Consider the following 21,380-nt stretch of genomic DNA (forward strand, 5'->3'; position numbering starts at 1 on the left):
TGAAGGACAACTTATTCCTGGGTTTCGCCACGTTCACGGGCAATGGCGCGGTAGCCAATGTCCTTGCGGTAGAAGCAACCTTCCCAGTCGATGGCGGCGGCCAGCTTGTAGGCTTGCTGCTGGGCTTCGCTGACGCTGGCGCCCATGGCAGTGGCGCAGAGTACGCGACCACCGGCCGTCACCACGTTGCCATCCTTGAGCGCCGTACCGGCGTGGAAGACTTTGCCTTCCAGGCTTGCGGCTGCGTCCAGACCGTTGATCGCTGCACCCTTGGCGTAGTCGCCCGGGTAGCCACCGGCGGCCAATACGATGCCGACGCTCGGACGTGGATCCCACTGGGCTTCAACCTTGTCCAGCGCTTGCGCCAGAGCGGCTTCGACCAGCAACACCAGGCTCGACTGCAGACGCAGCATCACCGGTTGGGTCTCCGGGTCGCCGAAGCGGCAGTTGAACTCGATGACTTTCGGGTTGCCGGCCTTGTCGATCATCAGACCGGCGTACAGGAAACCAGTGTAGACGTTGCCTTCTTCGGCCATGCCGCGCACGGTCGGCCAGATCACCTGGTCCATCACGCGCTGGTGCACATCGGCGGTGACCACCGGGGCAGGGGAATAGGCACCCATGCCGCCAGTATTCGGGCCGCTGTCGCCGTCGCCAACACGTTTGTGATCCTGGCTGGTGGCCATCGGCAGGACGTTTTTGCCGTCGACCATGACGATGAACGAGGCTTCTTCGCCGTCGAGGAACTCTTCGATCACCACGCGCGAACCGGCGTCGCCAAAGGAATTGCCGGCGAGCATGTCGCGCACGGCGTCTTCGGCTTCGGCCAGGGTCATGGCCACGATCACGCCTTTACCGGCGGCCAGGCCATCGGCCTTGATCACGATCGGTGCGCCTTTTTCCCGCAGATAAGCCAGAGCCGGCTCGATCTCGGTGAAATTCTGGTAGTCGGCGGTCGGGATCTTGTGGCGGGCCAGGAAATCCTTGGTGAAGGCTTTCGAGCCTTCCAGCTGCGCAGCGCCGGCGGTCGGACCGAAGCAGTCCAGGCCACGGGAGCGGAACAGATCGACCACGCCAGCGACCAGCGGTACTTCCGGGCCGACGATGGTCAGGGAAACGTTTTTCTCGGCGAAGTCGGCCAGTTGCTCAAGGGCCAGCACGTCGATGGCGACGTTTTCGCACTTGGCTTCAATCGCGGTGCCGGCATTGCCCGGCGCGACGAAAACCTTCTGCACACGCGGATCCTGAGCCACTTTCCAGGCCAGGGCGTGTTCACGGCCACCGCTGCCAATGATCAAAACATTCATTTCAAAAACCTCGGATGACGCTAATTCTGTTTTTAGAGCCTAAAGCGCTTCACGCTGTAGGAGGTCGCAATGAAGTCGGTAGATGCAAGGCGGAGTTGACCTCGATGAGCGGAGTTGCCTTTTGGCAATGAGCATCATCGAGGTCGGCTCCAACGCAGCAGATGCCGGCTTCAGTGCGGCCGTCGACTGGTTAGTGACGGAAGTGGCGCATGCCGGTGAACACCATCGCGATGCCTGCTTCGTCAGCAGCAGCAATCACTTCAGCATCACGCATCGAGCCGCCCGGCTGGATCACTGCCGTGATGCCCACCTTGGCCGCATTGTCCAGACCGTCGCGGAACGGGAAGAACGCGTCCGATGCCATCACCGAACCGGCCACTTGCAGACCGGCATGCTCAGCCTTGATCGCAGCAATACGCGCGGAGTTTACGCGGCTCATCTGGCCAGCGCCGACACCGATGGTCTGACGGTTCTTGGCGTAGACGATGGCGTTGGACTTGACGTACTTGGCAACTTTCCAGGCGAAGATCAGGTCGTGGATTTCCTGTTCGGTCGGTGCACGCTTGGTCACCACTTTCAGGTCGTCGGCGCCGATCATGCCGATGTCGCGGCTCTGCACCAGCAGGCCACCGTTGACGCGCTTGTAGTCCCAGGCCGGAACGCGGTCCGCCGACCACTCGCCACAGGCCAGCAGGCGCACGTTGGCTTTGGCGGCGACGATGGCGCGAGCCTCTTCGCTGACGCTTGGGGCAATGATCACTTCCACGAACTGACGCTCGACGATCGCCTTGGCGGTCTCGGCATCCAGCTCACGGTTGAAGGCGATGATGCCGCCGAAGGCCGACTCGGTGTCGGTGGCGTAGGCCAGTTCGTAGGCCTGACGGATACCGCCCTCGGCGTCCGGGCTCACGGCCACGCCGCACGGGTTGGCGTGCTTGACGATCACGCAGGCCGGCTTGACGAAGCTCTTCACGCATTCCAGCGCGGCGTCGGTGTCGGCCACGTTGTTGTACGACAGCTCTTTGCCTTGCAGTTGGGTCGCGGTGGCGATACCGACTTCGGCAGGCTTGGCTTCCACGTAGAACGCCGCGCTCTGGTGCGGGTTCTCGCCGTAGCGCATTTCCTGGGCCTTGATGAACTGGCTGTTGAAGGTGCGCGGGAATTCGCTGCGGCCTTCGGTGCTCAGGGTTTCGGCAGCCTGATTCACGGTGCCCATGTAGTTGGCGATCATGCCGTCGTAGGCGGCGGTGTGTTCAAAGGCCTTGAGCATCAGGTCGAAACGCTGAGCGTAGGTCAGGCCGCCGGCCTTGAGGTTTTGCAGAACGTTGGCGTAATCGCTGGCATTCACCACGATCGCCACGTCCTTATGGTTTTTCGCCGCCGAACGGACCATGGTCGGGCCGCCGATGTCGATGTTCTCGATGGCGGTCGGCAGGTCGCAGCCTGGCTTGTTGATGGTGGCTTCGAACGGGTACAGGTTGACCGCAACCAGATCGATCGGCTTGATGCCGTGCTCACTCATGATCGCGTCGTCGATACCGCGACGACCGAGGATCCCGCCATGGATTTTCGGGTGCAGGGTTTTCACCCGACCGTCCATCATTTCCGCGAAACCGGTGTAATCCGCGACTTCCACTGCAGCAACACCGTTGTCGCGCAGCAGCTTGAACGTCCCGCCGGTGGAGAGGATCTCGACACCGAGGGCTTCAAGCTCTTTGGCGAATTCGAGGATCCCGGTCTTGTCGGAAACGCTGATCAAGGCGCGGCGGATCGGCAGGCGGGTAGTCTGGTCGGTCATCTCAATTTCCATCAAAAGCAAAGGAAGTCAGCAAAAAAGGCGACCGGTTTTACGCGGGCGCCTTTCTGGTTTGATTGAATGCTTACAGCAGATCGTACTGCTTGAGTTTCTTGCGCAGTGTGCCGCGGTTGAGTCCCAGCAGCTCACTGGCCTTGGTCTGGTTGCCCTTGACGTAGTTCATCACGCTTTCGAGCAGGGGAGCCTCGACTTCGGAGAGCACCAGGTTGTACACATCCGTGACGGACGCGCCCTCAAGGTGGGCGAAATAATTGTGCAGCGCCTTCTCGACACTCCCGCGAAGGGTCTGACCTTCTTCGCTTGGGGTATTGAGGTGCTGTTTCAAATTCACGTTGTCGCTCACGGGTGCTGTTCCACTCACTAAAGTCTCGGTCATCATCGTCATGCGGCCACCCCTTCTTCGTCCCCTGTCAGGCTCTTGTAACGCTCGGCGAAGAACTCCCGAACGTTGGCGCATTGTGTTTCCGTACCATCCAAACGATTGAAGTGGGCGCGAAACTCCCTGGCGCCCGGCAAGGTTGCGAGATACCAGCCCACATGCTTGCGGGCAATGCGCACGCCCATCACATCCCCATAGAAGGCGTGAAGGGCGGCCAGATGCTCCAGCAGGATGCGTTCCACTTCGTTCAGCTCCGGCGCCGGCAATTTCTCGCCGGTACGCAGGAAGTGTTCGATCTCGCGAAAAATCCATGGCCGCCCCTGGGCAGCCCGGCCTATCAGCAGGCCATCGGCACCGGTCGCGTCAAGCACGTAGCGGGCCTTTTCCGGCGAATCGATATCGCCATTGGCAAACACCGGGATCGACACCGCCTGCTTGATCGCGGCAATCGTGTCGTACTCGGCTTCGCCGGTGTACAGATCGGCGCGCGTGCGGCCATGCACGGCCAGCGCGGTGATCCCGGCCTGCTCGGCGATCTTCGCCACGGTCAGGCCGTTCTTGTTGTCGCGATCCCATCCGGTGCGGATCTTCAGGGTCACCGGCACATCCACTGCAGCGACGACGGCCTGCAGGATCTCGGTAACCAGTGCTTCATCCTTCAACAACGCGGAGCCGGCGGCCTTGTTGCAGACCTTCTTTGCCGGGCAACCCATGTTGATATCAATAATCTGTGCGCCCAGCTCGACGTTGGCCCTGGCCGCATCCGCGAGCATCTGCGCGTCGCCACCGGCAATCTGTACCGAGCGTGGCTCGGGATCGCCTTCGTGGATCATGCGCATGCGCGACTTGCGGGTGTTCCACAGGCTCATGTCACTGGTGACCATTTCCGAGACTACAAGCCCTGCGCCCAAACGCTTGCACAGCTGACGAAAGGGCTGGTCGGTGACGCCCGCCATCGGGGCGAGAATCAAACCGTTCTGCAATGTATATGGGCCGATGCGTACCGCCGACATAGGACTTCCCTGAAGTGGGGCCGGATCATGAGAGTTCGAAAAAGGGTTGGCATGATACCCGCTCTCGATGACTGGATAAAGGCTGAATTGAACAAAATCTGAACAGTTATTCTGTTATTGCCAGCGGTTTGGTTGCCGTGGGCGAAGTCAGAAAACTGCCGTCAAACCTGAAGCGATGAAGCGATTCACTCGGGGGAGTGGAAACTCAGGCTGTAATTCACCGCTTTGGGGCCTGGATCGAGGATATCCAGTGCGATGTGGATCGGCGTCTGTGGCGGCATTTCCGCCATGCCCTCAAGGTCGCCGTTGAGGTATTCGCCGGGTTTGAAGCGACGACTGGCAATCAGGTGCCCATTGAGATCGGCGAAGCGCAACTCCAGCAGCGGGAACGGCTGGGAGAATGTTGCGCGGTTGTAGATGATCGCATCCACTACCAGCGCCCCGCTGAATTCCGGATGGCTGCGCACCACCAGATTGCTGCTTTTGATTTTGCCGATGTCGACCTTGGAGGGCACCGTGCAGCCAATCTGCGGGCAGAACTGCTGGAACCACGGGCGGTACTGATCCTGGCGCGCCAGTTCGTCGAAATGATAGGCGATGTACTGACCGGCCAGACCAGCGGCAGCCAATAGCACCAGCAAACTCCAGAGCAGGCGCCGGCCCCAGGGCGAACGGCGCTTCTGCCAGTCCAGTTGCAGTGGATCGTCGGTCAGATCCTGCAGCACTTCGGCGCGTACGCCGGGTTCGGCACGTTCACGTTTTTTTACGCAGCGGTTCGACCGATGGCAACTCGTCATCGTCCGGTTCGACGCTGGCCGACAGGCGTTCGCGGCGGGCATTCGGATCGATCGGGTCATGCAGGCGCAGTTGCGGGATCGGCGGCTCGTCGTCCAGATCCACCGGCTCCAGCGACAACGAAGGCTCGGTGCGCGCGGTTTTCAGCGGTTCGGCTTCGACGATCTCGGGCTCGATTTCATCTTCGGGCTCGGGCAGGCGTTCATCGTCGCGTGCGCTGAACAGGCTGTCGCGCCACACCGTTTCATCGGCTTCAGGGCTGTCGCGGCGGGCGCTCAGGGACTCTTCGCGCTGGCGACCGAATTCGGTGGTCGGCTGGATTTCCCGTTGTTCGAGGCGGGCCAGTTCTTCGTCCAGATCGAGGCTGTCCAGGTCCAGCTCGCTGGCGCTCCATTGCTTTTGGCTGATGGCGCGCGGCGCGGGCGGTTCGTCGTTGACGGGCGCTTCGACCACTGGCGGCGGTTCGCTGACCACGGGCTGAGACGGTGCTGGCTGGACAATGGCCGGCGCCACCGGCGTAACCGCTTCCTTGCCGGCGTGTTGTTCCAGCAGCTGTTTGGCGGCATTGAACACTTGCAGGCAGGAGCCACAGCGAACCACCCCGCGGGCCACGCTCAACTGAGCATGGCTGACGCGGAAGCTGGTTTGGCAATGCGGGCACTGGGTGACGAAGCTGTCGGTCATGCGGCGATCCGGTTTATGCAGGCGGCCATTCTAGCGCCGACGGCCGGTGATGCGCACCCAGCCATCACGATTGGCGATCGGGTCGAGATCGAAGTCTTGAGCATAAGCTGCGGCGACTTCTTCGCCTTGTTCGGCGAGGATCCCGGACAACGCCAGACGCCCGCCGGACTTGACCAGGCCGGACAGCTGCGGCGCCAGGGAAACCAGCGGGCCGGCCAGAATGTTGGCCACCAGCACGTCGGCTTTGACCTGCGGCAGATCTTCCGGCAGGTACAGCGGGAACAGCTCGTCGGCAATATTGTTGCGTCCGGCGTTGTCGCGCGAGGCTTCCAGCGCCTGCACGTCGATGTCGGTGCCGACCGCTTCTTTGGCGCCGAGCAGCAGGGCGGCGATCGCCAGAATCCCCGAGCCGCAGCCGAAGTCCAGTACGTTGCAGTCCTTCAGATCCTGGCCGTCGAGCCATTCCAGGCACAGCGCGGTAGTCGGGTGAGTGCCGGTGCCGAATGCCAGGCCCGGGTCCAGCAGCAGGTTGACCGCATCAGGCTCGGGCGCGGCATGCCAGCTCGGCACGATCCACAGGCGCTGACCGAAACGCATTGGCTGGAAACCGTCCATCCAGCTGCGTTCCCAATCCTGGTCTTCGATGACTTCGCTGTGATGCTCGGGCAGCGGGCTGCCGGTCAGCAGTTCCAGATGCGCCAGCACCGGCGCAGGCTCGGTGCCGCCCTCGAACAGGGCCAGCAGGTGCGTGTGCGCCCACAGCGGGGTGGTGTTGAGTTCCGGCTCGAAGATCGGCTGATCTTCGGCGTCCATGAAGGTCACCGAAACGGCGCCGACTTCAAGGAAAGCGTCTTCGTAGGTTTCGGCTTGTTCCGGGCTGATGGCGAGACGTACTTGCAGCCAAGGCATGGCGGGCACCTTTGAAAAAATATGATTGCAGCCTAGCGGCCAGCGAGAAGCGCGCAAGTTTACGCGAGCGCAAAGCTTTTGTGGGAGCGAGCTTGCTCGCGAAAGCGGATTGCCAGTCACTTTGATGCTGACTGATGTGCCGCCTTCGCGAGCAAGCTCGCTCCCACAGGTTTTTTGCAATCTCAGAAACAACAAAGCCGCCCGAAGGCGGCCTTGTCTGGTGCGGGCTGAAGCTTAGTGCTTGTCGCCAGCCAGCTTGTGCTCGAGGTAGTGAATGTTCACGCCCCCTTTGCAGAAGCCTTCGTCGCGGGTCAGATCACGGTGCAGCGGGATGTTGGTCTTGATCCCGTCCACCACGATTTCGTCCAGGGCATTGCGCATGCGCGCCATGGCTTCGTCGCGGGTCGCGCCGTAAGTGATCAGCTTGCCGATCAGCGAGTCGTAGTTCGGTGGAACCGCATAACCGCTGTACAGGTGCGAATCGACGCGCACGCCGTTGCCGCCTGGAGCGTGGAAATGCTTGACCGTGCCCGGGCTCGGCATGAAGGTTTTCGGGTCTTCAGCGTTGATCCGACACTCCAGCGAGTGACCGCGGATCACCACGTCATCCTGGGTGAACGACAGCTTGTTGCCAGCGGCGATGCTGAGCATCTCCTTGACGATGTCGATACCGGTGACCATTTCCGAAACCGGGTGCTCCACCTGAACACGGGTGTTCATTTCGATGAAGTAGAAACGACCGTTCTCGTACAGGAACTCGAACGTGCCGGCGCCACGGTAGCCGATGTCGATGCACGCCTTGACGCAGCGTGCCAGCACTTCCTGACGCGCCTGCTCGTCGATGCCCGGTGCCGGCGCTTCTTCGAGAACTTTCTGGTGACGACGTTGCAGCGAGCAGTCGCGGTCGCCCAGATGGATGGCGTGACCCTGGCCGTCGGACAGCACCTGAACTTCGACGTGACGCGGGTTGGTCAGGAATTTTTCCAGATAGACCATCGGGTTGCCGAACGCCGCGCCAGCTTCGGAGCGGGTCAGCTTGGCCGAGGCGATCAGGTCTTCTTCCTTGTGCACCACACGCATGCCGCGACCACCACCACCGCCAGCGGCCTTGATGATCACCGGGTAGCCGACTTCACGACCGATGCGCAGCGCCGTTTCTTCGTCTTCCGGCAGCGGGCCGTCGGAGCCTGGAACGGTCGGCACGCCAGCTTCGATCATCGCGTGCTTGGCCGACACCTTGTCGCCCATCAGACGAATGGTTTCGGCTTTCGGGCCGATGAAGGCGAAGCCGGAGTTCTCGACCTGTTCGGCGAAATCGGCGTTTTCCGCGAGGAAACCGTAGCCTGGGTGAATGGCGGTGGCGCCAGTCACTTCAGCGGCAGCGATGATGGCCGGGATGTGCAGGTAGGACTGAGCGGCAGAAGCCGGGCCGATGCAGACGGATTCGTCTGCCAGACCCAGGTGCATCAGCTCTTTGTCGGCCTTGGAGTAAACGGCGACGGTCTTGATGCCCATCTCTTTGCAGGCACGCAGAATCCGCAGGGCGATCTCACCGCGGTTAGCGATCAGAACTTTTTCCAACTTCGCAGTCATCAAAGGCTCTCCGCAGTTCAAACGATGGTGAACAGCGGTTGGTCGTACTCAACCGGCTGGCCGTCTTCGACGAGGATGGATTCGATCACACCGCTGGTTTCAGCTTCGATGTGGTTCATCATCTTCATGGCTTCGACGATGCACAGGGTGTCGCCTTTCTTCACGGTCTGGCCGACTTCAACGAAGGCTGGCGAGGTTGGCGAAGATTTGCGGTAGAAGGTGCCTACCATTGGCGAGCGGGCCACGGTGCCGTTCAGTGCCGGAGCAGCAGCGGCAGCCGGAGCGGCAGCAGCCACTGGAGCAGCAGCGGCGGCAGGTGCAGCGGCCGGAGCCTGCATCGGCGCCGGAGCGTAGTACTGCTGAGCCGGGGTCTTGCTGTGACGGCTGATGCGTACGGACTCTTCGCCTTCCTTGATCTCGAGCTCGTCGATGCCGGACTCTTCCAGCAATTCGATCAGTTTCTTAACTTTACGGATATCCATGAATCATCAACTCCCAAGGGTCGGTCAGGGGCGTTTAACGCTTGTGGTTCAAGTCGTTGCCTGTGTTTCAAGCTGCTCTAGTGCGGCCTCCAGGGCCAGTCGGTAACCGCTGGCGCCAAGGCCGCAGATCACTCCCACCGCTACATCGGAGAAGTAAGAGTGATGGCGGAAAGGTTCGCGCTTGTGCACGTTGGACAAATGCACTTCGATGAATGGGATGCTCACTCCCAGCAGCGCGTCACGTAATGCGACACTTGTGTGCGTAAAAGCTGCTGGATTGATCAGAATGAAATCCACACCTTCACCGCGAGCGGCGTGGATGCGATCGATCAATTCGTACTCGGCGTTGCTTTGCAGATACAGCAGATGATGGCCGGCTTCACGGGCGCGGCGCTCCAGATCCTGATTGATCTGCGCCAGGGTCGTTGAACCGTAAGTGCCGGGTTCGCGGGTGCCGAGCAGGTTCAGGTTGGGGCCGTGCAGCACCAGTAGCGTTGCCATCTGCATGTTCCTTGTTATGAATGAGCAGTCGTCAGAACCCGGCGACTATGCCGCAAAGGCTTTGTGACTGTCCAGTTCTCTGCAATAGCCAGCACGATGACCGATGTTTGCGCGAAATTTGTGACTGAGTGATTTGATCTGGTCATTCATCTCGTCCTGTAGGAGCTGCCGAAGGCTGCGATCTTTTTATTTTTTAGAAACAAGATCAAAGGATCGCAGCCTTCGGCAGCTCCTACAGAGGTTGGTGTCAGACGCGGAAGGCCTGCACGGCGGTATGCAGTTGCCCACCCAGTACCAGCAAGTTCTCCCCCTGTTCGCGACCCTCGCCGATGCGCAGCAGGTTATCGCCGCCCAATTGATGGATCCGCTCGCTGTGATCACGGATTTCGCTGACCGCGCCGCTCTGCTGCGCGGTGATCTCGGCGATGCGGATCGCTGTGTCGGAAATGGTCTGGATCGCGCCGACGATTTTATCCAGCGCGCCGTCCGCCGCTTGTGCCTGATTGGCTGTGGCTTCGGCGTGTCCGACCTGCGCGCGCATGCCTTCGACCGATTGTCGGGCGGCGGCTTGCAGGCCGGCGATCAGCGTCTGGATTTCCGCCGTCGCGCCGGCCGTGCGTTGTGCCAGTGAGCGCACTTCCTCGGCCACCACTGCAAAGCCACGGCCCATTTCCCCGGCCCGCGCCGCTTCGATTGCCGCGTTCAGGGCCAGCAGGTTGGTCTGGTCGGCGATCGAACGGATCACCGTCAGCACGCCACCAATGGTCGCCGACTCTTCAGCCAGGTGCTCGATCATCTGTGCATTGCCCTGCACCTCGCCGACCAGCGCGTGCAGGCCTGTGAGGCTTTGGCCGATCACGGTTTGCCCGTGCTCCACGGCCAGCCCGGCATGGCGGCTGGCATCGGCAGCCTGCCGTGCATCGCCGGCGACCTGCTGAATCGTCGCTTCCAGCTCACCCAGTGAATCGCGGATCAGCGCGGTGTCGCCGGCCTGATGCTCGGCACCGGAGTGCAGGTTGTTGCTCAGTTCGGCCAGGGTGCGGCTGCTGTCGGCGACCTGTTCGGCGTTACCGCGAATCGTCCCGACCAGATCTACCAGATACGCGCGCAAGCGGTTGAGCGAAGCCTCAATGTCATGCAGTTCGCGGTTGGTTTTGCCCAAATGAATGTCGCGACTGAAATCGCCTTCGGCCCAGGTCGACAGCGCCGGAGCAAGGTTGGTCAGGGTGCGCGCCAGGCGCCGCTGCAAGGTGTCGATCAGCAGCGCGATCAGCAGAATCAGGCCGATCATCACGCCCTGCATCAGGCGTACTTCGCCCTGGATCTGTCCGTGCTGGGCGCGCACCACCGGTTCGAGTCCCGCGATCGCCTGTTGCACGGCGGCGATTTTCAGGTGGGTCGCGGTGCTCAGTTCGGTGCGTTTCTGGATCTGCTCGCGGGTGCGTGCCAGCTCCGCCGGGTAGCGGCCGAGCAGGCTGTTAAGTTCACGCTTGAGGCCGATGCCGGCGTCTTCGGCAGCGGCTTTTTCGGTGCTTTCGATGCCCATCATCGCGGCGAAATCATCGCTGCCGGATTCATTCTTGGCGACCACGCCGAGCAGGGGCAGGGCATCGATGGCCTGAGCCTGGGTGCGGATATTGTCGACTTCACGCTCGACATCGGCCGCCAGTTCACTGCGGCCGCTGCTGACCAGTTTGTCGCGGGCCAGCGACAATTTGCCCAAGTGCTGCGAAGCGACGAGCAGCGGCGTCAGGTACGTCGCGTTGCCATTGGCGTAGGTACTGAGTTGATCGAGGCTGGCGCTCAGTTCGCGTTCGGCTTGCAGCAGCAGTGCCTGCGGATCACCGGCCAGTTTGCCGGCGGCGAGCAGGTCGGTTTTGCTGAATGCTTCCAGGCTCGACAGGCTCGGGCGCAGGGTCTCGGCCAGCGGCGGTGGCAGTTCACCGAGTTCCCTCTGCAAGCCGTCGATGGCCTGGCTGGCACTGCTCAGGCGCAGGGCATCGCCGCTGGCGAGGTAGTCCTCGACATTGCGCGCCACGTCATTCTGAAATTGCTGCGACAGGCCCAGGTAGCGCTCCATCAACAGATACGGACGCTCCAGGGCTTTTTGCGACCACCACAGCGTCGCGCCGAGGGCCACGCAGACGGCGACCAGCAGCAGGGTGTTGAGATTGGTGAGCAACTTCAGGCGCATGACGGCTACCAACGGCAGAAATGGTAAGCGCCTGAATTTATTGCGGTTCTGTTACAGGGTTATGACCGAATCGGTGGATTCCGATGAAAAGGTGGCACTTTGCTTTGAGTCGCGCGCGGTCTGCACCCGATTGCGTCCGGCACCCTTGGCGCGGTACAGCGCTTCGTCGGCCTGGCTGGCCATCATCAGGCTGTCGGAGTCTTCGTGCATTTCCACCACGCCGGCGCTGAAGGTGCACCACAAATCCTGCGGCTGCGCCGGATAGTGGATTTCGGCAAAGCGCTGGCGGATCTCGTCGAGCACTTTGTGCGCGGCTTCTATATCAGTGTCGGGCATGACAATGGCGAACTCTTCGCCGCCGTAACGACCGATGAAGTCGGTCTTGCGCAAGCGTTGCTTGAGGAACAGCGCCAGGCTCTTGATCACTCGGTCGCCCATCGGGTGGCCGTGGCTGTCGTTGACCCGTTTGAAGTGGTCGATGTCGAGCATGGCAAAGCTCAGCGGCTTGTTCTCGCGCCGGGCGCGGAACGAGCAGTCTTCGAGCAATTGCAGGATGTGCGTGTGGTTGTACAGGCCGGTGAGGCTGTCGCGGACCATCCGCGCCTTGAGGTTGCGCGCACGGGCGGCGCGGTTGCGCACGGTGGTGATCAGATGTCGCGGCTTGATCGGCTTGGTCAGGAAGTCGTCGCCACCCTCGCTCATCGCGTCGAGCTGCTTGTCCAGATCGTCCTCGGCGGACAAGTAGATGATCGGCACGCTGACGTAACGGTCGTTATGGCGAATGACCTTGGCCAGTTCGGTGCCGGTGCAGGCCGGCATGTACATGTCGAGGATGATCAGGTCCGGCTGGAAGTCCGCCAGTTCGGCCATCGCCTGGATCGGTTCGATCAGGGTACGCGTGACGATTCCGGCGCTGTTGAGCAGGCGTTCGGTGTGCAGGGCCTGGGCGCGGGAGTCGTCGATGATCAGCACTTTATAAGGTTCGTACTGGGCGACGCAGGTCAGGACTTCGATCTTCTCCAGCAGGCTCGACGCTTCAAGGGTGCCGGTGAGGAATTCCTGGCCGCCAGCGCGCACGGCGGCGAGGCGGGTCGGGGTGTCGGTTTCGTGCAGGCTGAAGAACAGCAGCGGCAGCGGTTCTTCCAGGCCGACCTGCGCTTCGGCGGCCAGTTGCAGGCCGACGCCGGCGCCGCTGAAGTCCACGTCCATGACAATTGCGGCCGGCAAGCGCTCGACCATCGAGGAGCGAAATGCGGCGACGCTGTCCAGCGCCTGTGCGGTCAGCCCGAAGAATTCCAGCTGCTTGGCCAGGCGTTCGGCGCGGTCGTGATCCTGCAGCATCACGTAGATTGGTTTGCGTAGCGGCGGCAGGAAGGTCTGGTCGAGTTGATCGCCATGGCGCAGACCGGTGCGCGACAGGCGCTGCATCAAGCGATTGAGGTCGGTGATCAGGCCGCTGCTCAGACGCCCGCGATTGGCGTCCACCGCTTCCAGCGACTGGCTGATGTGATGAGCCAGTTGCGTGTGCTCGGGCTGCTCGAAGCGCTCGGCAAAACGCAGCAGGCGCAAGTTCGCTTCGCTCAGTTCGGCGAGGTCGGCAGTGGACCACTCACTGCGTTGCAGGCGCTGCCATATCTCAAGAATCTGACGTGCCTGATGAATTACCCGCTGGGCAAAGTGGTGCTTGAGGCGCTCACGGCTGGGGTCTTCTGGCTCGGTCATATCCTGACTACTAGTTAGGGCGCATGCTGAGATCGACTGGTGGCTCTATGCTAGCACCTCTTTTCCCTTATATGAGTGTCGTGCGTCAATAATCTGCGGTGCTGCACAATTCAGTTTCTGACCAGTTGGTGCTGGATTCGACCCGTTCGTCGATGAAGTCCCCTGAAACCGGGCGCGTCGGGCGGCTTGGTCAGCGAAAAAATCTTTGGCAACACCGCTATGGTGCAGGTTTGGATTGATCCTTGACGACGGCGTGCCGACTTTTAGCGTGGATGATGCATCAGGGAAACCCTTAGAAAGTTCGCAGCTTGAGGTCGCGCTCTCCGTGGATTTTCTGCTTCTCTTCGATGGCGGGTGCCCGGCCTTGGCACGTTGTTGTATGGTTGTGGTCGAACCGTTGAACCCAAGTGATTGAAAGGATATCGCCATGCTGGACTGGAAGAACCGCGCGGGCAGCGCGCCTGAACGTGCCGCTGAACCGAAGTCGGCCACCCGCAGCTACGTGGGCGGGCTGCTGTTCAGCCGCGCGCTGGCCACGATGATCGGCATTTATCTGCTGGTGACCATTGGCCTGGGCTGGTACTGGAGCCAGGAGCCCGCGCTGTTCCCGGTGGCACAAAATGCCCAGGCGGCTGCCGAGAAAGAAGGCAAGCAAATGGTGGTCGGCTACACCACGGTCGAAACCCTCAAGACTGTTGCCGGCACGCTGCTGAACAAGCCGGGTGGCTACATTTCCAACGACCGCTTCCCGCCAGGCCTGTGGATGGACAACACGCCGAGCTGGGAATACGGCGTGCTGGTGCAAGTGCGTGACCTGACCCGGGCGCTGCGCAAAGACTTCGCCCGTTCGCAGTCGCAGTCGGCTGAAGACGCCGATCTGGCCAAGGCCGAACCGCGTTTCAACTTCGACAACAAGAGCTGGATCCTGCCGTCGAGCGAATCGGAGTATCAGGAAGGCATCAACTCCCTGAGCCGTTATCAGGCGCGTCTGTCTGATCCAACGCAGAAAAACGCCTTGTTCTACGCCCGCGCCGACAACCTGAACAACTGGCTGGGCGATGTCGGCACTCGCCTGGGTTCGCTGTCGCAACGCCTGTCGGCCAGTGTCGGCCGGGTCAAGCTCAACACCGCACTGAAAACCGAAGTGCCGGCGGTGGGCGAAGTGCCGCAGGTTGACGAAGAAGTGGTCGAGACTCCGTGGATGCAGATCGACAACGTGTTCTATGAAGCACGCGGTCAGGCCTGGGCGCTGTCGCACCTGCTGCGCGCCATCGAAGTCGATTTCGCCGATGTGCTGGCGAAGAAGAACGCCACGGTCAGCGTGCGCCAGATCATTCGTGAGCTGGAAGCCTCGCAGGAGCCGGTCTGGAGTCCGATGATTCTTAACGGCAGCGGCTTCGGCGTGTTGGCCAACCACTCGCTGGTCATGGCCAACTACATCTCCCGGGCCAACGCCGCCGTGATCGATCTGCGTCAACTGCTCAATCAGGGCTGAGTCATGGACGAGAGCGCCAAAGAGGCGGCCCATCGCGCCGCCTCCGATGCTGAACAGATCGCCTGGGTCGACGAGCAGGACAACCTGCTCGGCGCCCTGGTGCGGGCCGATCTGCGTGAGCGTGGGCTGATCGGTCGCGGCACTTACATCATGCTGTTCAACAGTGCCGGTGAGCTCTGCGTGCATCGGCGCACCTTGAGCAAGGCGATCTATCCCGGTTATTGGGACGTGGCGGCCGGCGGCATGGTCCAGGCCGATGAGACCTACGCCGAATCGGCGGCCCGCGAGCTGGAAGAGGAGTTGGGGGTGAGCGGGGTGGAACTGACCGCCCACGATCATTTCTTCTTCGAGGACACCGGCAATCGCCTGTGGTGCTCGGCGTTTTCCGCGGTGTGGGACGGTCCGCTGAAACTGCAGCCGGAAGAAGTGCTGGAAGCACGCTTCATTCCGGTCGAACAGGTGCTGCTGGAAATCGAGCAAAAGCCTTACTGCCCGGACTCTCTGGCCGCGTTGAGGCGCTATCTGAACGCGCAGCAAAGCGACGTCGCAAAGAACACATAAATTGGCGCCGATTGGCTCTTAGCAATTGCGCTTTTTGCCGTTACACTGCGCGACCTTTTCAAGCTGCACCGAATGGTTTGATGTGGGCCTGAACGATGACAGGCCTGTCGGAGCTGCCGAAGGCTGCGATCGTTTGATTTTTGAAGACCAGGATCAAAAGATCGCAGCCTCGTTGCACTCGACAGCTCCTGCAGGTCGAAGTCGAGCGGTTCAATTGTTTCGGTGCAGTAGCGCTGCCCCTGCCTGAGTGGGGCTTCGCGGTCGATGACCTTGCCCAAGGTCGCGATCAGTCTTTGTCCTCCCAAGAGGATTGCCGGTGGCCAAAAAAGCCGCATCCTTCGCCGCCCTGGGCGGCCTGGTATTTTCCACCGACGCAGGTCGTCATTGCCCGGAATGCAGCAAACCGGTGGACGCCTGTATCTGCAAACAAACCGTGATCCCGGCCGGGGACGGCATTGCCCGCGTGCGTCGCGAGAGCAAGGGCCGTGGCGGCAAAACGGTGACCACCATCACCGGCGTGCCGCTGGCCGAAGACGCCCTGAAGGAACTGGTGACAACGTTGAAGAAACGTTGCGGCACCGGTGGGGCGTTGAAGGACGGGGTCATCGAAATCCAGGGCGATCATGTCGAGCTACTCTTGGCAGAGCTGATCAAACACGGTTTCAAAGCGAAGAAGTCCGGCGGCTAGCAGCCTCTGTGAAATCCATCTGCGGCTTGATCCGGCACTGAAGCAGTTCAGATCCGGCGTCGTCTCCATGGTTTTCACAGAGCCTGTTCATGACCGGTTTCTAAACTACACGCGGTCAGCGCGGTCTACCGCCGCGCTGACGAACCGTCATTTTCATTCTTTAGACTGCGCCGGCCTGCGATCAGGCGACGCACTATGACTTCTTTATAGGGGACTTCGATGTCCGTACGACGCACACGCAAAGACGATGGCAGCCAATGGACAGTTGCGGACAGCCGCAGTGTTTACGGGATTCGCCATTGGGGGGCCGGGTATTTCGCGATCAATGACGCCGGTCGCGTCGAAGTTCGTCCGAACGGCCCGAGCAGTTCGCCTATCGACCTGTTCGAACAAGTCGACCAACTGCGCAAGAGCGGCTTGTCCCTGCCGTTGCTGGTACGTTTCCCCGACATCCTGCAAGACCGCGTCCGTCAGCTGACCGGTGCTTTCGACTCGAACATCGAGCGCCTGGAATACCAGAGCAAGTACACCGCGCTGTACCCGATCAAGGTCAACCAGCAGGAAGCGGTGATCGAGAACATCATCGCCACCCAGAACGTTTCCATCGGTCTGGAAGCCGGCTCCAAGCCTGAGCTGCTGGCGGTGCTGGCGCTGGCGCCGAAGGGCGGCACCATCGTCTGCAACGGTTACAAGGACCGCGAGTTCATCCGTCTGGCGCTGATGGGCCAGAAGCTCGGCCACAACGTGTTCATCGTCATCGAGAAAGAATCCGAAGTCGGCCTGGTGATCGAAGAAGCGGCCTCGCTCAAGGTCAAGCCACAGGTCGGCCTGCGCGTGCGCCTGTCGTCGCTGGCGTCGTCGAAGTGGGCGGACACCGGTGGCGAGAAATCCAAGTTCGGTCTGTCGGCGGCGCAACTGCTGTCGGTGGTCGAGCGTTTCCGCGCCGCGGGCCTGGATCAGGCATTCGCCTGCTGCACTTCCACATGGGTTCGCAGATTGCCAACCTGGCTGACTACCAGCACGGTTTCAAGGAAGCCATCCGTTACTACGGCGAGCTGCGCAACCTGGGCCTGCCGGTCGATCACATCGATGTCGGCGGCGGTCTGGGTGTCGACTATGACGGTACCCACTCGCGCAATGCCAGTTCGATCAACTACGACATGGACGATTACGCCGGTGTCGTGGTCGGCATGCTCAAGGAGTTCTGCGACGCGCAGAGCCTGCCGCATCCGCACATCTTCTCCGAAAGCGGCCGTTCGCTGACCGCACACCACGCGATGCTGGTGGTGCAAGTGACTGACGTCGAGAAGCACAACGACGACGTGCCACAGATCGAAAACAAGGAAGCACTGCCGGAAACCGTGCAGTGGCTGGTTGACCTGCTCGGCCCGACCGATATCGAAATGGTCACCGAGACCTACTGGCGCGCGACGCACTACATGAGCGACGTGGCTTCGCAGTACGCCGACGGCAAACTGACCCTGGCTGAAAAAGCCCTGGCCGAGCAGTGCTACTTCGCGGTGTGCCGTCGCCTGCATAACTCGTTGAAAGCCCGTCAGCGTTCGCACCGTCAGGTGCTCGACGAACTCAACGACAAGCTGGCCGACAAGTACATCTGCAACTTCTCGGTGTTCCAGAGCCTGCCGGACACCTGGGCGATTGATCAGGTGCTGCCGATCATCCCGCTGCATCGTCTGGACGAAGAGCCGCTGCGTCGTGCCGTGCTGCAAGACCTGACGTGCGACTCCGACGGCAAGATCAACCAGTACGTCGACGAGCAGAGCATCGAGACCAGCCTGCCCGTGCACGGTCTGAACGAAGGTGAAGACTATCTGCTGGGGGTGTTCCTGGTCGGCGCCTATCAGGAAATTCTCGGCGACATGCACAACCTGTTCGGTGACACCGACTCGGTGAACATCTATCAGAACGCCGATGGCAGCGTGTACCACGCCGGTATCGAGACCCACGACACCATCGAAGACATGCTGCGCTACGTGCACTTGTCGCCGGAAGAACTGATGACCCACTACCGTGACAAGTGCGCCAGTGCCCGCATCAGTGCCAGCGAACGCACGCAGTTCCTCGATGCCTTGCGTCTGGGGCTGACCCGCTCCTCCTACCTGTCTTCCTGAGACAGATGCTGTTGCACCGGGTTGTCTGAAATTTCCGCGAAAGCGGTGGAAAATTCAGATGACCCGGTGGGACATCTCCCAAATTTCCCGCGAAATAACTGCCTGCCACAGCCGGTGAAGTGATCCCGTCTGCTTTTCGCGTAGGTCATTTCCTAAGTTGTACTTCAGCTCTCTACTCGGCCATGTCTCTCGGCGAGAATCCCCGGCCGCCCCTCCTGTAGAGATCCGCCCATGTTCGAATCAGTCAACGAGCCGTCGTTTCGTCTCGATGTAACGGGGCTGCCCGACCCCTTCGAGGTGCTGGCCTTTACCGGCAGTGAGGGCATCAGCGAACCTTTTGCGTTTGACATTGACCTGTTGATCGATGACCCGCAACTGGACCTGGCCGGTCTGCTGTACCGCTCGGCGTTCCTGCATTTCGGCCCCAGGCACAATGGCCTGAGCGGGCAATTGCAGAGCGTCGTGCAGCATGAGCACGAGGCGGGGGTGCGGTTGTGCCGAGTGACGCTGGGACCGAAGTTGAGTTGTCTGGCGCTGCGTTTCAGTCAGCGCATTTTCAGCAGCCAGTGTGTGCCGCAGATCCTCGCACAGGTCCTCAAGGAGCACGGTATCGCTGGCGCGCAACGGCGTTTTGATTTGCACGGCGAATACCCGGTACGCACGTTTTGCACCCAATACCGCGAGTCGGACCTGCAGTTCGTGCAGCGGCTGTGTGCGCAGGCGCGAATTCACTACTACTTCGAGCATCGGCCTGACGGGCACTGCCTGGTCTTCGTTGATGATCCCGCAAGGTTTCCGCTGGCTGGCGGGGCATCTGTGGACAATGACGCGAACTCGCCGAGTGTCCGGCGCTGGCAGATGCAAGTGGATGCCAGCGATATCCAGGAGCGTTTGGCTCGCCCCGGCAAAGCCCACGGCCACAGTGATCTGCCAACCTTGCGCAGCGCGCGGTGGCTGGCACTGAGCGCACATCCGTTTGCCGAGTGCAACCGCCGCTGGCTGCTGAACCGGATCGAGCATCGTGCTGATCCGGCCAGCGAACCGCCATACAGCAACCGGATTCTTGCCTCGGCCCAGGCGCCTCTTGCCCCGCCGACGAGCCCTGCTACACCACCGCGCATGCACAGTCTGCAACGGGCCTGGGTGGTGACCGTCGCTGAGCCCCAACCTGACGAATGGCGGTCGGTAGCGGTGCAGTTTGACTGGCTCTATCAGGGGGAAGGCGCTGCTGCCAGCCACTGCTGGCTGCCCCTTTCTGCGGCGTTGAGCGAGACGGCGCCGGCAGCGTTGGACGAGGGCGTCGAGGTGGTGGTGAGTTTTCTTGAGGGCGATCCGGATCAACCGGTGATCAGTGGTGTGTTGCAGGAACCGGCCCTGATCGAAGACTCCCAGGAGCCTTCGGTGCTGCCGGACGTTCTGCCGAGTGCAGGTCTGGCGCGGTGGTTGATGTCCGCCGAACCGCTGTTGCTGTTGTGTCTGGTGCCCGGCGGTGGCAGTTATAACCACTGCACGGCGACAATCTGCAGTTGCCGGCTGGTCGCGTCGCTGGGACAGGGCGGCGCCACTTGAGCGGCGCGCCATTCACCCCGCAGACACAGTGGCTGCTGCTCGATGGCGCCGATGCGCAGCAGGCGCTGACGACGTTGCGTCAGGGGTTCGCCGCCGTCCATTGCACGCGGCTGTTCGAGGGCACCGAATTTCAGGCGGTAAGCGAGCTCGGGCCGCTGCTGGTCGACCTGCACGAGTGCCCGGCACTGGCGGCGCTGTGTCACCCGTGATCCGCAGACCTGGCGTGGTCTGCTGATCGCGAGCGATGCCTCGTGGCAGATTCTTCTGAGTCATTTGCGACGGATGCTGACCGTCTCGTTCGGGCTCAATCATCGCGCCTTGCTCGGTTACTACAACCGGCAGACAGCCAGTTACTTCTTCGATGCCTGTGATGCCGCCGACCTGAGCCGCTGGCTCGGGCCGATCCAACTGCTGCGCTGGTTCGGTGGTACCTGGGCTGACCTCGCCATTGGCAGTGAAGGCTGGCAGCAACTGCGCAATCCGCAATGGGCGGTCGAGCCGCTGAGCGTCGACGAAAGCCTGACCCGGCGCCAGCGCGAACGCTTGCAAAACTGTCTGCTGGAACAACACATCTGGCGCTGGTGCCAATCCATGGGAACCGACTATGCGCGGATGGCCTCCCATGTGCAGGAGGGCCTGAGCCTGGGTTTCAGCGACCGCGCGGTGCTGGATGGCTGGTTATGGCTACGCTTGCAGCATCCCCGGGCGCAACTGCCGGGCGTGCCGGACGGGCTGAGCCAGCAGGCACGGCTCGACCATGTGCGGCGGCACTGGCAGAACGATCAATCTTGAGGTGTGGCACCCATGACAAACCCGCTGTGGCAACGGTTTGGTTCAATCCTCGGCGGGTGCCTGCTGCTGGTGCTGTCGGGGTGTTCGCCGGTCAAGGTGCTCAATGCGCTGACACCCGATGATACGTTCCAGCGAACGGCGGGCATTGCCTACGGCGACGATCCACGGCAGAAGCTCGACGTCTACGTGCCACGCCAGCCACTGGAGGGCGCACCGGTGGTGGTGTTTTTCTACGGTGGCAGCTGGAACAGCGGTGATCGTGGCGATTACGCCTTTGTCGGCGAGGCGCTGGCATCGCGGGGGATCGTCGCGGTGCTGGCGGACTATCGGCTGTACCCGCAAGTGCGCTATCCGCTGTTTCTTGAAGACTCGGCGCGGGCAGTGGCCTGGACCCGGGCGCATATCCGCGCGTTCTCCGGCAACCCGCAACGCCTGTTCCTGATGGGCCACAGTTCCGGGGCCTACAATGCGGCGATGCTGGCGCTCGACCCTGCGCTGCTCGGTGCGGTGGGCATGTCGTCGAAAGACCTCAGCGGCTGGATCGGCCTGGCCGGGCCGTACGATTTTCTGCCGATCAAGAATGCCGCTGTGCGCCCGGTATTCTTCTGGCCTGACTCACCGCCGCAATCGCAGCCGATCAACCATGTCCGGCAAGGCGAGCCTCCGGCGCTGCTGATCGCTGCGACCAAAGATAATCTGGTCAACCCGACGCGCAACACCGCCGGCCTCGCGCGCAAACTGCGCGAGG

General features: G+C 61.6%; 15 protein-coding genes and 3 pseudogenes. 7 read left to right on the top strand and 11 right to left on the bottom strand.

Annotated elements, in window-relative coordinates; genetic code table 11:
- Positions 1 to 11: 11 nt before the first annotated feature.
- The 11 genes and pseudogenes from purD to gcbA all read right to left on the bottom strand — a co-directional run bounded on the left by purD (position 12) and on the right by gcbA (position 13,395).
- Positions 12 to 1,307, bottom strand: coding sequence for a phosphoribosylamine--glycine ligase (gene purD, locus HT737_RS18980; RefSeq protein ID WP_095667646.1), 1,296 nt, complete (start codon positions 1,305 to 1,307; stop codon positions 12 to 14).
- A gap of 190 nt (positions 1,308 to 1,497) precedes the next feature.
- Positions 1,498 to 3,105: a bifunctional phosphoribosylaminoimidazolecarboxamide formyltransferase/IMP cyclohydrolase gene (gene purH, locus HT737_RS18985; RefSeq protein ID WP_182403662.1), complete on the bottom strand. Its 1,608-nt coding sequence runs from the start codon at positions 3,103 to 3,105 to the stop codon at positions 1,498 to 1,500.
- 82 nt (positions 3,106 to 3,187) lie between these two features.
- On the bottom strand, positions 3,188 to 3,508 hold the full coding sequence (gene fis / locus HT737_RS18990) for a DNA-binding transcriptional regulator Fis (RefSeq protein ID WP_003221275.1): 321 nt from the start codon (positions 3,506 to 3,508) through the stop codon (positions 3,188 to 3,190).
- Entirely contained in the window at positions 3,505 to 4,515 is a 1,011-nt protein-coding gene (gene dusB / locus HT737_RS18995; protein WP_047291054.1) for a tRNA dihydrouridine synthase DusB, read from the bottom strand. Before dusB ends, fis begins: the two co-directional genes overlap by 4 nt.
- A 185-nt stretch (positions 4,516 to 4,700) precedes the next feature.
- Positions 4,701 to 5,994: pseudogene (locus tag HT737_RS19000) on the bottom strand (DUF3426 domain-containing protein).
- 30 nt (positions 5,995 to 6,024) lie between these two features.
- Complete coding sequence (gene prmA / locus HT737_RS19005; protein ID WP_041068147.1) at positions 6,025 to 6,903, bottom strand: 50S ribosomal protein L11 methyltransferase; 879 nt, start codon at positions 6,901 to 6,903, stop codon at positions 6,025 to 6,027.
- Positions 6,904 to 7,137: 234 nt separating this feature from the next.
- The gene (gene accC, locus HT737_RS19010) at positions 7,138 to 8,496 is read right to left on the bottom strand and encodes an acetyl-CoA carboxylase biotin carboxylase subunit (RefSeq protein WP_041068145.1); all 1,359 of its coding nucleotides are present in this window, start codon (positions 8,494 to 8,496) and stop codon (positions 7,138 to 7,140) included.
- A gap of 17 nt (positions 8,497 to 8,513) precedes the next feature.
- The gene (gene accB, locus HT737_RS19015) at positions 8,514 to 8,978 is read right to left on the bottom strand and encodes an acetyl-CoA carboxylase biotin carboxyl carrier protein (protein ID WP_024164417.1); all 465 of its coding nucleotides are present in this window, start codon (positions 8,976 to 8,978) and stop codon (positions 8,514 to 8,516) included.
- Positions 8,979 to 9,026: 48 nt separating this feature from the next.
- The gene (gene aroQ, locus HT737_RS19020; RefSeq protein WP_007914604.1) at positions 9,027 to 9,479 is read right to left on the bottom strand and encodes a type II 3-dehydroquinate dehydratase; all 453 of its coding nucleotides are present in this window, start codon (positions 9,477 to 9,479) and stop codon (positions 9,027 to 9,029) included.
- 247 nt (positions 9,480 to 9,726) lie between these two features.
- Complete coding sequence (locus tag HT737_RS19025; protein WP_182403664.1) at positions 9,727 to 11,673, bottom strand: methyl-accepting chemotaxis protein; 1,947 nt, start codon at positions 11,671 to 11,673, stop codon at positions 9,727 to 9,729.
- 51 nt (positions 11,674 to 11,724) lie between these two features.
- Complete coding sequence (gene gcbA, locus HT737_RS19030; RefSeq protein ID WP_041068095.1) at positions 11,725 to 13,395, bottom strand: diguanylate cyclase GcbA; 1,671 nt, start codon at positions 13,393 to 13,395, stop codon at positions 11,725 to 11,727.
- A 427-nt stretch (positions 13,396 to 13,822) separates the two neighbouring features.
- Here gcbA and HT737_RS19035 point away from each other — a divergent pair, with 427 nt between their 5' ends.
- The 7 genes and pseudogenes from HT737_RS19035 to HT737_RS19065 form a co-directional block, all read left to right on the top strand.
- Entirely contained in the window at positions 13,823 to 14,890 is a 1,068-nt protein-coding gene (locus tag HT737_RS19035; protein WP_182403666.1) for a DUF2333 family protein, read from the top strand.
- Positions 14,891 to 14,893: 3 nt separating this feature from the next.
- Positions 14,894 to 15,451, top strand: a complete 558-nt coding sequence (locus tag HT737_RS19040; protein WP_182403668.1) for an NUDIX hydrolase — start codon at positions 14,894 to 14,896, stop codon at positions 15,449 to 15,451.
- 316 nt (positions 15,452 to 15,767) lie between these two features.
- Positions 15,768 to 16,139 carry a translation initiation factor Sui1 gene (locus HT737_RS19045; RefSeq protein WP_182403671.1) on the top strand — a complete coding sequence of 124 codons (372 nt, stop codon included), beginning with the start codon at positions 15,768 to 15,770 and terminating at the stop codon, positions 16,137 to 16,139.
- 219 nt (positions 16,140 to 16,358) lie between these two features.
- Positions 16,359 to 18,271: pseudogene (gene speA, locus HT737_RS19050) on the top strand (arginine decarboxylase).
- A gap of 231 nt (positions 18,272 to 18,502) precedes the next feature.
- A complete protein-coding gene (locus HT737_RS19055) occupies positions 18,503 to 19,840 on the top strand; it encodes a contractile injection system protein, VgrG/Pvc8 family (RefSeq protein WP_182403673.1) in 1,338 nt (445 codons plus the stop codon).
- Positions 19,837 to 20,632 (top strand): annotated as a pseudogene (locus HT737_RS19060) (DUF4123 domain-containing protein). The gene HT737_RS19055 and the pseudogene HT737_RS19060 overlap by 4 nt, the downstream one beginning before the upstream one ends.
- A gap of 12 nt (positions 20,633 to 20,644) precedes the next feature.
- Positions 20,645 to 21,380 (top strand): alpha/beta hydrolase (locus HT737_RS19065; RefSeq protein WP_182403675.1); only part of this gene is annotated, 736 nt, incomplete at its 3' end.

The organism is Pseudomonas sp. MD195_PC81_125, from assembly GCF_014060985.1.
Taxonomy (GTDB): Bacteria; Pseudomonadota; Gammaproteobacteria; order Pseudomonadales; family Pseudomonadaceae; genus Aquipseudomonas; species Aquipseudomonas parakoreensis.

Excerpts from the sequence above, each read along its gene's own strand:
- purD (WP_095667646.1), bottom strand. The coding sequence starts at position 1,307 with ATGAATGTTTTGATCATTGGCAGCGGTGGCCGTGAACACGCCCTGGCC.
- purH (WP_182403662.1), bottom strand. The coding sequence starts at position 3,105 with ATGACCGACCAGACTACCCGCCTGCCGATCCGCCGCGCCTTGATCAGC.
- fis (WP_003221275.1), bottom strand. The coding sequence starts at position 3,508 with ATGACGATGATGACCGAGACTTTAGTGAGTGGAACAGCACCCGTGAGC.
- dusB (WP_047291054.1), bottom strand. The coding sequence starts at position 4,515 with ATGTCGGCGGTACGCATCGGCCCATATACATTGCAGAACGGTTTGATT.
- prmA (WP_041068147.1), bottom strand. The coding sequence starts at position 6,903 with ATGCCTTGGCTGCAAGTACGTCTCGCCATCAGCCCGGAACAAGCCGAA.
- accC (WP_041068145.1), bottom strand. The coding sequence starts at position 8,496 with ATGACTGCGAAGTTGGAAAAAGTTCTGATCGCTAACCGCGGTGAGATC.
- accB (WP_024164417.1), bottom strand. The coding sequence starts at position 8,978 with ATGGATATCCGTAAAGTTAAGAAACTGATCGAATTGCTGGAAGAGTCC.
- aroQ (WP_007914604.1), bottom strand. The coding sequence starts at position 9,479 with ATGGCAACGCTACTGGTGCTGCACGGCCCCAACCTGAACCTGCTCGGC.
- HT737_RS19025 (WP_182403664.1), bottom strand. The coding sequence starts at position 11,673 with ATGCGCCTGAAGTTGCTCACCAATCTCAACACCCTGCTGCTGGTCGCC.
- gcbA (WP_041068095.1), bottom strand. The coding sequence starts at position 13,395 with ATGACCGAGCCAGAAGACCCCAGCCGTGAGCGCCTCAAGCACCACTTT.
- HT737_RS19035 (WP_182403666.1), top strand. The coding sequence starts at position 13,823 with ATGCTGGACTGGAAGAACCGCGCGGGCAGCGCGCCTGAACGTGCCGCT.
- HT737_RS19040 (WP_182403668.1), top strand. The coding sequence starts at position 14,894 with ATGGACGAGAGCGCCAAAGAGGCGGCCCATCGCGCCGCCTCCGATGCT.
- HT737_RS19055 (WP_182403673.1), top strand. The coding sequence starts at position 18,503 with ATGTTCGAATCAGTCAACGAGCCGTCGTTTCGTCTCGATGTAACGGGG.